At 72.6% G+C, this 12,562-nt stretch carries 13 protein-coding genes; 3 read left to right on the top strand and 10 right to left on the bottom strand.

The genetic code is table 11. The features are described from left to right. The 9 genes from E4P40_RS04370 to E4P40_RS04330 all read right to left on the bottom strand — a co-directional run. Positions 1 to 1,080 (bottom strand): hypothetical protein (locus tag E4P40_RS04370; RefSeq protein WP_209305183.1); only part of this gene is annotated, 1,080 nt, incomplete at its 3' end. 386 nt (positions 1,081 to 1,466) lie between these two features. Next, positions 1,467 to 2,309, bottom strand: a complete 843-nt coding sequence (gene phaZ, locus E4P40_RS04365; protein ID WP_135157555.1) for a poly(3-hydroxyalkanoate) depolymerase — start codon at positions 2,307 to 2,309, stop codon at positions 1,467 to 1,469. Beyond that, positions 2,293 to 4,056: an alpha/beta fold hydrolase gene (locus E4P40_RS04360; RefSeq protein WP_209305185.1), complete on the bottom strand. Its 1,764-nt coding sequence runs from the start codon at positions 4,054 to 4,056 to the stop codon at positions 2,293 to 2,295. The genes phaZ and E4P40_RS04360 overlap by 17 nt, the downstream gene beginning before the upstream one ends. A 158-nt stretch (positions 4,057 to 4,214) precedes the next feature. After that, positions 4,215 to 4,787: a DUF732 domain-containing protein gene (locus tag E4P40_RS04355; protein WP_167762099.1), complete on the bottom strand. Its 573-nt coding sequence runs from the start codon at positions 4,785 to 4,787 to the stop codon at positions 4,215 to 4,217. 124 nt (positions 4,788 to 4,911) lie between these two features. Then, on the bottom strand, positions 4,912 to 5,559 hold the full coding sequence (locus E4P40_RS04350) for a phosphatase PAP2 family protein (protein WP_135157559.1): 648 nt from the start codon (positions 5,557 to 5,559) through the stop codon (positions 4,912 to 4,914). Next, the gene (locus tag E4P40_RS04345) at positions 5,559 to 6,182 is read right to left on the bottom strand and encodes a phosphatase PAP2 family protein (protein ID WP_135157561.1); all 624 of its coding nucleotides are present in this window, start codon (positions 6,180 to 6,182) and stop codon (positions 5,559 to 5,561) included. Before E4P40_RS04345 ends, E4P40_RS04350 begins: the two co-directional genes overlap by 1 nt. Beyond that, entirely contained in the window at positions 6,179 to 7,279 is a 1,101-nt protein-coding gene (locus E4P40_RS04340; RefSeq protein WP_135157563.1) for a YbhN family protein, read from the bottom strand. The genes E4P40_RS04345 and E4P40_RS04340 overlap by 4 nt, the downstream gene beginning before the upstream one ends. Next, positions 7,276 to 7,857 (bottom strand): hypothetical protein, encoded by a 582-nt coding sequence (locus E4P40_RS04335; RefSeq protein WP_245160130.1) that lies wholly within the window; start codon positions 7,855 to 7,857, stop codon positions 7,276 to 7,278. Before E4P40_RS04335 ends, E4P40_RS04340 begins: the two co-directional genes overlap by 4 nt. After that, the gene (locus tag E4P40_RS04330; protein ID WP_135157566.1) at positions 7,854 to 9,569 is read right to left on the bottom strand and encodes a hypothetical protein; all 1,716 of its coding nucleotides are present in this window, start codon (positions 9,567 to 9,569) and stop codon (positions 7,854 to 7,856) included. Before E4P40_RS04330 ends, E4P40_RS04335 begins: the two co-directional genes overlap by 4 nt. Before the next feature lie 101 nt (positions 9,570 to 9,670). On the opposite strand from E4P40_RS04330, the gene E4P40_RS04325 reads away from it, so the two are divergent. From E4P40_RS04325 to E4P40_RS28470, 3 genes are read left to right on the top strand one after another with little or no spacing between them, the layout of a single operon-like run. After that, on the top strand, positions 9,671 to 10,576 hold the full coding sequence (locus tag E4P40_RS04325; protein ID WP_135157568.1) for an ABC transporter substrate-binding protein: 906 nt from the start codon (positions 9,671 to 9,673) through the stop codon (positions 10,574 to 10,576). Between the two features lie 17 nt (positions 10,577 to 10,593). Then, positions 10,594 to 11,031, top strand: a complete 438-nt coding sequence (locus E4P40_RS04320; RefSeq protein WP_209305186.1) for an enoyl-CoA hydratase-related protein — start codon at positions 10,594 to 10,596, stop codon at positions 11,029 to 11,031. Beyond that, positions 11,016 to 11,264, top strand: coding sequence for a hypothetical protein (locus E4P40_RS28470; RefSeq protein ID WP_209305187.1), 249 nt, complete (start codon positions 11,016 to 11,018; stop codon positions 11,262 to 11,264). The genes E4P40_RS04320 and E4P40_RS28470 overlap by 16 nt, the downstream gene beginning before the upstream one ends. 7 nt (positions 11,265 to 11,271) lie before the next feature. Here E4P40_RS28470 and E4P40_RS04315 read toward each other — a convergent pair whose 3' ends face one another. Next, positions 11,272 to 12,456 (bottom strand): acyl-CoA dehydrogenase family protein, encoded by a 1,185-nt coding sequence (locus E4P40_RS04315; RefSeq protein ID WP_135157570.1) that lies wholly within the window; start codon positions 12,454 to 12,456, stop codon positions 11,272 to 11,274. Positions 12,457 to 12,562: the final 106 nt, after the last annotated feature.

The raw sequence follows: 12,562 nt of genomic DNA, 5'->3' as shown, positions 1-12,562 counted from the left end.
CATCATGGCGTCCTTGAGGCCGTGCCGGGCGGCGTAGCGCTCCAGCTCGGTCCCGCCCGGAGCGCCCGTCCTCGTCGTCGGCACGCCGCTCTCCTCGGCGAACGCGACCAGCCGGTCGGCGTCCGCCCGGTGCTCCATCGGCAGCAGTGCGACGGGGGCTTCGCCCTCGCGGCTGCGGCTCAGGGTGGGGACGGCGTCGTCGTCCTCACCGAAGAGGACGAGCTCGGCGTCCGCGGCCCGGAAGGCACCGCGGACGGCGGTCAGGAAGTCGGTGAGCGCGGTGGGGGCGTCGTCGCTGGTGTAGAGCAGTGACGTGACCTCGTGCAGGAGGCGCAGGTTGTTCTGCTGCTCGCGGGCCTTGGCGTAGGCCCGGTAGGCGGAGATGAGCAGCACCGACGGCAGCGCGAGCAGGATGAGCGAGGCCGGGTTCTGCATGGCGATCTGGGCGGCGAGGAGCCCGAACGCGGCCATCGCGAGAGCGAAGGGCATCGAGAGGGCGAGCATGCGCGGGAGCGCCCGCAGGCCCAGGTAGCCCTGCGAGAGGCTGATCGCGGCGAAGATGCACAGCCCGGCGGCGAGCGTGCTGACGGCCACGGCCGCGAGGCCGGCGACCCAGTTCCAGGCGCCCGAGAGCGCGGCGTCCTGCGAGATGGCGGCGAAGAGGATGGTCGCGAGGCACCCGCTCAGCGCGAACTGGGCGAGGTTGAACGCGAGCTTGAGGCCGGACTGGCGGCGGTGCAGCACCAGCGCGAGGGCGGCCCCGGCCAGCTGCGCGGTGATCAGCTGGGCCGGTGCGATGAGGTACAGACCGGCGACGAGCACGAGATCGGCCAGCGAGAAGGAGTGGGAGTCCTTCTGCAGCTGGATGTGCACGACGAGCAGCTCACCGGCCGCGAACGCCACCACCCAGACCAGCCAGGGCAGGGTGAACCCACCCTCGAGGCGGGGAAGGTCACGGACCACGAGGACGTACAGCGCGGCCGCGACCGCCGCCACGACCGTGACCAGCAGGCCGATGCGCCGGGTCGTGGTCAGCCACGACGGGCGCGCGGCAGCCGACACCTGCGGCATCGCCGACATCCCGGTCTCCTCTCCGTGCTGCTACGCCCCGTGCGTCAACGGGGTCATCGGCACGGGCTCGACGAAGCTGTAGCGACTCAAGTCAGAACCCGACCATCAGGGGGGAGGCCCGGGTTCCGGGCGCCGCCGGGTCACGAGCCGGCGCGGTCGCCCCGGCTCCCCGTGCCGGGCGCGGGCGGAACGGTCAGCACGCCCCGGGACCGCAGCCGGGCAGGGAGGCGTCGGCTCCCGGTGGAAGGCGACGCCCACGGGGCGGCGCTGTGGTGGTTGTCGTTGCGGGTCATCGCGCACTCCGTTGCTCGGGAACTGCTGCGAGCATCGCCGGGGGGTCTGACATTCCGCTCCGGCGGACCTGTGAAGACGCTGCGACGGGTTCCCGACCTCTGTCAGGCGTCCAGGAAGTCCTCGATGACCGGTGCCAGCTCGGCAGCCTCCGTGACCAGCGCGATGTGCCCGCCCTCGTAGACGTGCAGGCGGGCGTCGGGCAGGAGCCGCGCCATCATGCGCGCGTTGACCAGCGGGACGATCGGGTCGTCGTCCCCGGCCACGATGAGCGTCGGCTGCCGGATCAGCTTGAGGAACGGCAGGCTGCTCCAGCCGGTGCTGGCGGCCAGCTGGTAGTAGTACCCCCGCCGCGGACCGAGGCGGGTCGCGGAGTGCAGGACCTGCGCCGCGCGCTCGGGGTGGGTGCGCATCGTGCCGCCGTAGATCTCCCCGGCGATGCTGCGGGCGTAGTCGGGGTCCCGGTGCCGTCTCGGGGTCAGCATGCGCGCCAGCACCCTCGGGTTGGCCGGGACCATCAGCGAGCCTGTCGCGGTCGCCGCGAGGACGAGCCGCCGGCACCGGTTCCGGTGCTGGGCGGCGAAGTGCTGGGCCAGGCCGCCGCCCCAGGACAGACCGAGGACGTCGACCGGCGCGTCGAAACCCAGCCGGGTCAGCGCACGGGCGACCACCGGGCTGAAGGTGGCCAGGTTGTAGGGGACGACGGGCCGCGGCGATCCGCCCACGCCGGGGACGTCGAACCGGATCACCGTGCGCCGGCGGTCGAGGGCGTCCACGAACGGCTGCAGGACCTCGAGGCTCGCCCCGATCCCGTTCATCAGCAGGAAAGGCGGAAGGGACTCGTCCGTTCCGGGGCGCACGGCCACCCGGAGCGTCCGGCGACCCGCCGTCACGGTGCGGACGTACGCCGCCCCACCGACGGGAACCCGGCTACTTGTCGAAGACATAGGTGCCGGGCGCCTCGGCCAGCTGCTCCAGGTCTCCACCGAGCTTCTCCGGCGCGGGCACCTCCTCGCCCGACCGTTCGCCCAGCCACGTCATGTAGTCCGGCCACCACGAGCCCTGGACGGTCTCGGCCTGCGCCATCCACTCCTTCGGGTCCTCGGGCGTATCGCCCGCGACCTGGAAGGTGGACTTGGGGTTGCCCGGCGGGTTGACCAGCGAGGCGATGTGCCCGCTGGTGGACAGGATGAACCGGCTGTCCCCGCCGAGCAGCTGGGTCGAGCGGTAGCAGGCTTGCCACGGGCACAGGTGGTCGGCGATGCCGGCGGTGACGTAGGAGTCGACCGTGACGGTGGACAGGTCCACCGGCGTCCCGAGCATCGACGCCTTGCCGGGCCGGGTGAGGGCGTTGCCGATCGCGATGTCGATGAAGTCGCGGTGCAGCGCGGCGCTCATCCGGGTGGTGTCGGCGTTCCAGAACAGGATGTCGAAGTTCGGCGGCTTCTTGCCCTGCAGGTAGTTGTTGACCCAGTAGTTCCACACCAGGTCGTTGGGCCGCAGCCACGCGAAGACCTCGGCCAGCCCGGCGCCGTCCAGATAGCCCTTCTTGCGCGACTTCTCCGTCGCGGCCCTGATCGACTCCTCGTCCATGAGAGCCGAGACGGTGCCGGCCCGTTCCCAGTCCAGGACGGTGACGGCGAGGCTGAGCGCGGTCACCCGGTCCAGGCCGCCGGTCGCGGCGAGGTGGGCCAGGGTCATCGAGGTGATGATCCCGCCCGAGCAGAACGCCTGGAGGGCGACCTTCTCCTGGCCCGTGACGCGCTCGACGGCGTCCATCGCGTCGAGGATGGCCTGGCCGTAGGCGTCCAGACCCCAGTCGGCGTGGCGCTCGTCGGGATTGCGCCACGACATCATGAAGACCTGCTGGCCGCTGGCCACGTAGTGCTCGATGATGCTGCGCCCCGGCGCGAGGTCGGCGATGTAGAACTTGTTGATCGTCGGCGGCACCATCAGCAGCGGCACCGCCCGGACGGTCTCCGTCGTCGGCCGGTACTGGATCAGCTCGAAGACCTCGGTGCGGAAGACCACGGCCCCCGGCGTGGCCGCGAGGTCCTCGCCGACGGTGAACGCGTCCGGGTCGATCATCGACGGCACCCGCGGCGGTGTCGCCAGGTCGGACACGAACTGCTTCAGCCCCCGGACGGCGCTCCTGCCTCCGGTGTCGATCGCAGCCTTCAGGGACAGCGGGTTGACGACCGGCACGTTGCTGGGGGCCAGGGCGTCGACCAGGTTCGTCGCGGTGAAGCGGATCCGCTCGTCGTCCTGCCAGTCGAGTTCTGCGTCGTCGATCAGCTCCCACGCGGTCCGTGCGGTGGCCAGGTGCAGCTGCATGGCCCGCCGCAGCAGCCCGTTGCCCGCCCAGGCGGGGTCGGCGAACCGCTTGTCCTTCTTGCCGGGGGCCAGCTCCGAGCTCCCGGCTGCGATCTTCGCGACCTCCCGGGCCAGCTCGGTGGCCCGGGACGCCACCGTGCCGGGCTGCCTGGCGAGCGCGGAGCCGAAGCGCAGCGCCGTCCCGGCGGGGGGGACGAGCCGGCGCAGCGGTCCGCGAGCGGCGTCGACGAGGACCATGTCCAGCCCCATGACGGCCTCGGCCGCCTCCTCCGGCGGATCGGCCGGACGGCCCGCCGGGCGGTCGGTCGGCGCACTGCGCGAGCGTCTCGTCGAGTCGCGGTCGGTCGCGGGCTGGGCCATGGGCGGGTCTCCTCGGGGCGCGCTGCGCTGCGCTGCCGCGGAGGAACCCGGAGGGTGCGCCGCTTCCCCCGGGCGCAGATGTGACCCCGATTACTCAACCACAGCTCCAGGGGACCGGCAGGGCGACCGAGGTGCCGCTCAGCCGCCCCCGGGAGGGGTCAGCGCGCGTACTCCGGGCAGATGTTCGTGAGTGCCAGCTGCACGAAGTTGGCGGCCTCGGCGTCGGTCGCCCCGGCGAACGTCAGGGCGCGGGTCACGTCCTCGGGGGTCGCGCCGTAGGACATCTCGTTGCAGACGTCCCGGGCCATCTTCAGCTTCTGCGCGTCGTCGACGGGCGGGGCGAGCCCGGAGTCGGTGACCTCGTCGAGGAACGTCTGCGGGGCCGCCGTCTGGGCCGGTGCTCCGGCGGTGGTGGAGGCGGCCGGAGTTCCGGTGCCGGCCTGCTCGGCCGGCGCCTCGGCCGCCACGGACGGCGGCGCGGGGGTCGTGGCGGCCGGCGCCTCGGCCGAGGGCGTGGGGGACGTCTCGACGGACGGCGCAGCGGAGGAGGGCGCGGTCGTCGAGGAGCTCGACCCGGCCGCCTCGGTGCCGCCTGGGCGGGCCATGGCGTACCACGCGCCGAACGCGACGAGCACGGCGGCGACGGCGGCCACGATCAGCACGCGCTCCAGCGCCTTGGAACCGAGGGCGCCGGACAGGCCCGTGCGGCGCTTGGTCGTCTTCGCGGTCATGCGTACTGCTCCGTCCTGGTCCGGCCCCGTCGGCCGGCTTCGATGTCCCATCGGCAGATCCGCCGCGGGATCCAGGCGTTCCAGGGCGGCTCTCACCCGTCCGGGTGCATCGTGGACGCCTGGGTCAGGACGTCGACGCGGCCGGGTCGCGCCGGTGACGGATCGCCATCAGGAGCGCCGGCCAGCCCAGCGCCAGGCCGGCACCGAGCAGCGCGCCGGCGAGGGTGTCGGAGAACCAGTGCGCCCGCAGGTAGACCCGGGAGAGCGCCATGACCGCGGTGAACTCCACCGCGTAGACCTCCCACCGCCAGCGCTGGCGACCGGGACTGGCGAGCACCAGCACCAGCCCGACGGCCGTCACCGCCGTCGCGATCGCGTGACCGGACGGGAACGCCGCCCCCGACGTCTCGATCAGTGCCAGCGGTGGACGCGGCCGGCCGATCGCGGCCTTCATCGTGCCGATCAGCACCTCGCTGGTGACGACGGCGAGGGCGAACGCCGCCAGGCGCAGCCAGTGCCGCCGCCAGGCGAGCAGGAGGAGGGCGGCCACCCGCAGCGGCCAGTTGACCATCCCGCTCCCCACCAGAGAGAACACCTTGGCCAGCGCGGTCACGGGGTCGTTCTCCACGACCCCGGCGAACCGCCACACCGCGTCGTCCACGAACTGGACGGCCGGACGCGTCGCCGGCAGGACGTACAGCAGGGTCACCACCAGGGCGCCGACCAGCAGGCAGACACTCACCAGGAGGCCGCGACGGTTGTCGACGAGCATCAGGCCGGACGCCCCAGCGCCAGGCGGACGACGCCGGCGACGGCGAGCCCCAGTCCGGCCCCGCCGACCACGTCGAGCGGCAGGTGGGCGGCGACGTATACCCGGGTGAGGCAGACCGCGGTGACACCGACGGCCACTGCGATCCGGCCGCGCCTGCCCAGCCACGGCCAGGCGACGGCGGCGAGGGCAGCCAGCGTCGCCGCGTGCCCGGACACGAAGCCCCGGCCGACGGCGTCGGCCCCGCGGAGCACCACCTCGTCCAGCAGCGCGTCGGGCCGGCCGCGCGTCACGATGCCCTTCACCACCTTGGCCAGCACGTACGTCGCGCCACCGGCGAGCAGCAGTTCTCCGGCCAGTCGCCACCGGTGCCGCGCGGCCGCGAGGAGGGCGGAGGCCGGCACGACGAGCACGTTGCCGAGCTGCATGACGGGCCAGACGAGCACGAAGGGCAGCACCGTGGTCCCGTTCAGCACGCGGAAGACCGCCGCCTCGAGCTCACCCACGTGGTGGCGGTCGATCGGCAGGGCGGCGAGGACGAGCACGGCGGAGCCGGCGACCACGAGCGCCAGGTCCGGCCAGCCGCGCGTGACGGGGATGGGGCGGGTGGGCGCCTGCGTGCTCACACCGTCTCCGGCACCAGCTCGGTCCGGGGGGCAGAGTTCGGCTCCCGCCGCCAGGACCGGTTGCGCCGCCAGAAGATGTACGTCGCCAGGCCGATCGGGATCGGCAGCACGTAGGTGAGCGCCCGGAACAGCAGCACGGCGGCCGCGACCAGCGCCCGCGGTCCGCCGGCCGTCGAGAGTCCGGTGATGAGTGCGAGCTCGATGACGCCGAGCCCGCCGGGCGTGAAGGGGATGGCCGTCAGCAGCCGGGCGAAGGCGAAGACCGCGAGCGCCTCGGCCAAGCTGACCTCCTCGGGGCCCACCCCGACGAAGCGCAGCGCCAGCAGCAGGACGGCGAACAGCGAGAGGTGGCTGACGACCGTGGCGAGGGTGATCCAGTGCCACCGGGCCCGCAGCAGCAGCACGGTGCGCTCGCGGAACTTCGTGGTCGCCCGGTCCCAACCCGACACCGGCCCCTTGCCGAACGGCCGCAGTACCGCCGACGCGATCTTGCCGAAGGCGGTGCCGAGCCGGGCGGCGGCCGCCCGGCTGCGCAGGAGCATGCCGAGGAGGACGACGGCGACCACGAGGGCGGCCACGCCGACCGCTCCGGCGACGAGCCGTCCGGTCGTCGGGGTCGCGGTGAAGGCCAGCAGGACCAGGGCGAGCACGGGCAGGCCGAGCTTCGCGAAGTTGTTCCAGAGCCCGGAGACCAGCAGGGAGACAGACGTCCGGGAGCGGGAGAAGCCCCAGGAGGAGTTCATGGCATAGGTGAGGCCGAGGGAGATGGCCGCGCCGCCGATCACGGTGTTCGAGACCGCCGTCGACGTCTCGGTCGACACCGTGGCCTGCCCCAGGGTCATGCCGGGCGTCGTCGCGACCATGACGAACTGGTAGGTGGCCAGGTTCCACACCGCTGCGAGGAGCAGGATCGTCACCTCGAGCCAGCTCAGGGCGCGGACCGAGGCCCACACGTCGGAGAGGCTGGTGAACTGCGGCAGGAACCAGACGAACACGCCGGCGACCAGCGCGACCGACAGCAGAGGTCCCAGCAGGCGCCGCCACAAGGGCTTGCGGGCGTGCCCGGCCTCCGCCGTCCGGGGCTCGACGGCGGTCACGGGTCCAGCTCCAGCCGACCGTCGCTCTCCTCCCGCACGAGCTCCCGCAGGTCGTCCCGGCTGACCGTGCCCAGGCCCTGCGTGGCGATGGCGAGGGGTTCGGACCGGTCCTCGCCGGAGATCGAGAACAGCACGGTGATGCAGCCCCCCTCGAACAGGTAGAAACGCCGGCCGACGAACAGCGGGCTGACCTGCGTCACCCGCTCCATCCGGCGCATGTCCTGCCGGTCGCTGGGGATCTCGCTGGCCCCTGAGGTGTCGCACGACTCGGTCAGCTGCACCTCGATCGCGTGGACCCCGTGCCGGTCGGAGTCCAGCCAGAACGCCGCCGAGTCGCTGTCGGCCTCCATGTCCGCGAAGTGCCAGCCCAGCGGCATGCCCTCCAGGCAGGGGACCCAGGCGGCGCTCGGAACCGACTGGGCCATGAGGACCACACCGTTGGCCGGGGTGCCCTCGTCGCCCTCCTTGCAGGCCACCAGGTCACTGCCCAGGGATGCCACCCGGATGCAACCGGTGAGCAGCACGGGCCCGAGCAGCACGGTCGGCAGCGCCGCCCACCGTCGGCCGGCCCGCCTCACAACGGTGACCTCAGCAGGTTGAGGACGATGAGCGCGGTGATGGCGAACACGACCAGCGTCGTCAGCGTCAGTCCGGCGCGCCGCCAGCTCCACCGCTGGATCCGCACCGGGGGCAACCGGTAGGGGAGCAGGCGCAGGAAGTCGCCGTGCAGGTCCCGTCCCTGCTGACGCAGCATCCGCCGCAGCTGGGAGGGCATGGTCAGCCCGCGGGTGGCGGCGAAGGCCTCCGCGATCTCCTCCTCCGAGAACTGCCGCCGGGCGCGCTGGTACACGCGTTCGGCGTCGGTGCGCAGGCCGAGCACCAGCATCATGTTGGCCAGGTCGACCGCCTGCCGCCAGGGACTGGGCCGCACCTCCGCGAAGGCGGAGTCGATCACGAACAGGGTGCCGTCGCGCACGAGCAGGTTGGCCGGCTTGATGTCGCGGTGGGCCATGCCGATCTCCCACATCCGGCGTACCACGGCGAGCCCCTGGTCGATGATCGAGTCGTCGATCTCGGCCTCCCCGGCCTCCTTCGCCCCCGTGATGAACTCGGTGACCAGGAGGTACTCGCGCTCGGGGGTGATCTCCACGATGCCCAGCGGATGCGGCACCGGCAGCCCGGCGTCGGAGAACAGGCGCAGGATGTAGTCCTCGTACTGCACCAGCCGCCGGACGCTGTGGAACGGCTTCTCGTCCTCCAGCTGGCCGTAGAGCAGGGCCCGACCGAGCTTGTACCAGCGGTCCGAGCGGACGTGCGTGGCGGCGTAGAGCTTGCCGAAGATGCAGCTCTCGTCGGCGCCCGAGGTGCTGTCGGCCTTGACCGTGATCCGCAGGGGCGTCGACCCGCCGGAGCCGGACAACCCGAACGGCTCGACGGCCGTCGCGAGCACGCCCAGCTGGTCCTGCAGAGCCCGGATGATCGCCTCACCGCGGTCGCCCGACACGTCGAGGTGGGCCGGCCGCGCCCGGCTGTACCGCACCGGGTAGACGGCGTTCGGGGTCAGCATCCGGAAGGCGGCCAGCGGCGCGGCGACGCCGAGGACCACGCCGGCGAGGATGCCGGTGGGGTGGTCCTGGGCGAGGTACAGGCGCGACAGCGCGGTGAGGACCAGGATGCCCGCCACCGTCCACTTGCCCACGGTGCGCCAGCGCCCGGGCGGCACGAGGGCGTAGATGGTGCTGACCAGGAAGCACGCCAGCACGGTCATCGGCAGGGACGGCATCGAGAAGCCCGACCACTCCCCGATCACCTCGACGCCGTACGGACGGGGGCGCACCAGCGTGGTGGTCAGCGTCGCCGCGAGGTTGACGACGAGCAGACCGACGCCGAGCCACACGAACAGGTGCCGCCACCGCCGGAAGACCACCAGGAGCACGAGGTTGCTCAGCCAGATGACGTGGATGGCCTTGACGCTGGCCAGGAGCCCGGCCGCCTCGGCCACGCGGGTGAGCCAGGGTGTCCGGACCTCGCTGAACGCCTGCAGGATCCGCGTGTCCAGGACGTCGAAGGCGCTGACCGTCCCGGTCGCGACGACCACGATCCAGGCGACCAGGACCACGGCGCTGAGGAACAGCCAGAACTTGCCCGAGGCGTTCAGGTGCCGGGGCAGCGGGGGTGGTTCACCCGAGGGACGGCGCCGGCGCCGGACGCGCGCGATCGCAGGGGGAGCGGGCCGCGGTACCGGGACTGCTGGCCCCGGGCCGGGCGGCGCCTGCGGCAGCGTGGCCATGACCGGGATGCTCCACCAGGAAGCGGGCCGAGACCATCCCCTTTCGTCCCGCCCGGCGTTACCGTGGCCCCGCTCGCGCCCCGGCCCGGGAGGAGGGGGTCGTGCGACACCGACCCGCCGCGTTCCTGGCTGCCCTGCTCATCGCGGTGCTCACCGCGTGCGGTTCGGGCACACCGGCGCCGAACGGGCCTCCCACGGAGGTCCGCTTCGCCTCCTACGACTTCCCCGAGAACCAGATCCTCACCGAGGTGTACGCGGAGGCTGCCCGGCGGGCCGGCCTGCCGGTCTCGGTCGTGCACGGGGTCGGCACCCGGGAGGTGGTGGCTCCCGCGCTGATGCAGGGGGTCGTGGACGTCGTCGTCGACTACCTGGGGACGGCGCTGGCGTTCAACCGGCCCTCGGCGGCGGGCCTCTCGCGGGAGCCGGTGGCGATGCGCGCCGTCCTCAGCCGGACCCTGGGTGGCCGGGGGGTGCTCGTGCTGAACGCCGGCCAGGCCGAGGACCAGAACGGCTTCGCCGTGACCACCGCCTTCGCCGCGGGGCGCGGCGTCGCGCGCCTGTCGGACCTCGCCGACCTGGCGCCGGAGCTCACCTTCGGCGGGCCGCCCGAATGCCCTGACCGCCCGTTCTGCCTCAAGGGCCTCGAGGACGTCTACGGCCTGCAGTTCGGCGAGGTCCGCGCCATGCCGTCCCGCGCCGCGACGGTCGAGGCGCTGCTCGCCGGTGACATCGACGTCGGACTGCTGGAGACGACCGACGCCCGGCTGGCGGTGGCGCCCATCCAGCTGCTGATCGACGACCGCGACCTGCAGCCGCCGGAGAACGTCGTCCCCCTCGTGCGGGCCGACGCCCTCGACCGCTGGGGCGGGGAGCTCCGGACGGCGCTGGACGAGGTCAGCGCGCGGCTGACGACCAACGACCTCGTCCAGCTGAACAGGGCCGTGGAGATCGACGGACTCACCCCGGAGGAGGCCGCCGAGGAGTGGTGGAACGCGTTCGACGGGTGATGAGGCATCGTGGAGCGATGCCCACGCTCGACCGTCAGGACGCCGTCTTCCTTCTCGAGCTCGGGGACGGTGAGAACCGGTTCCACCCCGACTGGATCGCCTCCGTCGACGCGGCCCTGGAGCAGGTGGAGCAGGCCGAGGGACCGCGTGCCCTGGTGACGACCGCCAGCGGCAAGTTCTTCTCGAACGGCCTGGACCTGGACTGGCTCTCCGGTCACTCCGACCAGCACGAGTCCTACATCCTCGGGGTCCACCGGCTGCTGGCGCGCGTCCTCGCCCTGCCGGTGATCACCGTGGCCGCGCTCCAGGGTCACACCTTCGCCGCAGGCGCCATGCTGTCGCTGGCCCACGACTTCCGGGTGATGCGGGCCGACCGCGGCTTCTGGTGCCTGCCCGAGGCCGACATAGGCCTCCCGTTCACCCGGGGGATGTCGCGCTGGTGCAGGCCCGGCTGACCCCGCAGACCGCGCACGAGGCCATGACCACCGGTCGCCGCTACGGCGGCACGGAGGCGCTCGCCGCGGCGATCGTGGACCACGCGGTCGACGAGGAGTCGGTGCGGACGACCGCCGTCGACCTCGCGCGGTCGATGACCGGCAAGGCCGGCCCGACCGTGGGGACCATCAAGGTGCGCATGTACGAGCGCGTCCTGGAGCTCCTGCGCAGCCCGGACGACCACCGCGGCTGATCCGTGTTCAGACGATCGCGCCGCGGCCCGTGATGGCCCGCCCGACGATCAGGGTGTTCACCTCGCGGGTGCCCTCGTAGGAGTAGATCGCCTCGGCGTCGGCGACGAACCGGCCGACGTTGTGCTCCAGCAGGATGCCGTTGCCGCCCATGAGCTCCCGGGCCCAGCCGACGGTCTCCCGCATGCGGACGGTGCTGAACGCCTTCGCCAGCGACGCCTGCTCGTCGGTCATCCGCCCGGCGTCCTGGAGCTGGGAGAGCCGGGCGCACAGGGCCGCCGAGGCGGTGATGTTGCCGAGCATGCGCACCAGCAGGTCCTGGACCAGCTGGAAGCTCGCGATCGGCTTGCCGAACTGGGTGCGCTCGTTGGCGTAGCGCAGCGCGTGCTCGTAGGCCCCCCGCGAGCAGCCCACCGCCGACCACGCGACACCGGCCCGCGTCATCTTCAGCACCTTGGCGGTGTCCTTGAAGGAGTTGGCCTCCTGGAGACGGTTCTCCTCCGGCACCCGCACCCCGTCCAGGGTGATCAGCGCGTTCTGCACGGCGCGCAGCGCGATCTTGTCCTCGAGGTCGACGGTGGTGAAGCCCTCGGTGCCCTGCTCGACGACGAAGCCCAGCACCCGCTGCGTCTCCACGTCCTGCGCCCAGATCATGACGAGGTCGGCGAAGCTGGCGTTGCCGATCCACTTCTTCTGCCCGTCCAGCACCCACGTGTCGCCGTCCCGGCGGGCCTTGGTCTGCAGGCCGCGGGCGACGTCGGAGCCGGAGTCGGGCTCGGTCAGGCCGAACGCGCCGATCAGCTCCATGCGCGCCATGGCCGGGAGCCAGCGTTCCTTCTGCTCCTCGGACCCGCAGAGGTAGATGCTCCCCATCGCGAGGCCGCCGTGGACGCCCATGAACGTGGAGATGGACGGGTCGCCGCGCGAGAGCTCCATGGCGATCATGCCGTCGAGCAGCGTCGACTTCCCGGGGCAGCCGTACCCGGAGTAGGGCGTGCCCGCGATCCCCAGCTTGGCGATCCCCGGGATGAGGTGGCGGGGGGTCTCCGCCCGCGTCCAGTACTCGTTGATGATCGGCTGCACCTCGGTGTCCATGAACTCGCGCACCCGGTGCAGCAGCGCCCGGTCCTCGTCGTCCAGGAGGGCCTCGAGGTCGTAGAAGTCGGACGTGACGGCCTTGGGGTCGGCGTTCATGGGAACTGCCTCTCTGCAGCGGGGACCTGCCGACCCCTACCCCGGACCAACCGGGACGCAACCGGCAGGCATGACCGGGAGCCCTCCCGGGAATCGAGCGGGCCCG

This window comes from Blastococcus sp. CT_GayMR20, from assembly GCF_004570345.1.
The sequence above is the reverse complement of the archived record's forward strand: the minus strand, read 5'-3'. Positions and strand labels throughout refer to the sequence as shown.

Excerpts from the sequence above, each read along its gene's own strand:
- phaZ (WP_135157555.1), bottom strand. The coding sequence starts at position 2,309 with ATGTCTTCGACAAGTAGCCGGGTTCCCGTCGGTGGGGCGGCGTACGTC.
- E4P40_RS04360 (WP_209305185.1), bottom strand. The coding sequence starts at position 4,056 with ATGGCCCAGCCCGCGACCGACCGCGACTCGACGAGACGCTCGCGCAGT.
- E4P40_RS04355 (WP_167762099.1), bottom strand. The coding sequence starts at position 4,787 with ATGACCGCGAAGACGACCAAGCGCCGCACGGGCCTGTCCGGCGCCCTC.
- E4P40_RS04350 (WP_135157559.1), bottom strand. The coding sequence starts at position 5,559 with ATGCTCGTCGACAACCGTCGCGGCCTCCTGGTGAGTGTCTGCCTGCTG.
- E4P40_RS04330 (WP_135157566.1), bottom strand. The coding sequence starts at position 9,569 with ATGGCCACGCTGCCGCAGGCGCCGCCCGGCCCGGGGCCAGCAGTCCCG.
- E4P40_RS04320 (WP_209305186.1), top strand. The coding sequence starts at position 10,594 with ATGCCCACGCTCGACCGTCAGGACGCCGTCTTCCTTCTCGAGCTCGGG.
- E4P40_RS04315 (WP_135157570.1), bottom strand. The coding sequence starts at position 12,456 with ATGAACGCCGACCCCAAGGCCGTCACGTCCGACTTCTACGACCTCGAG.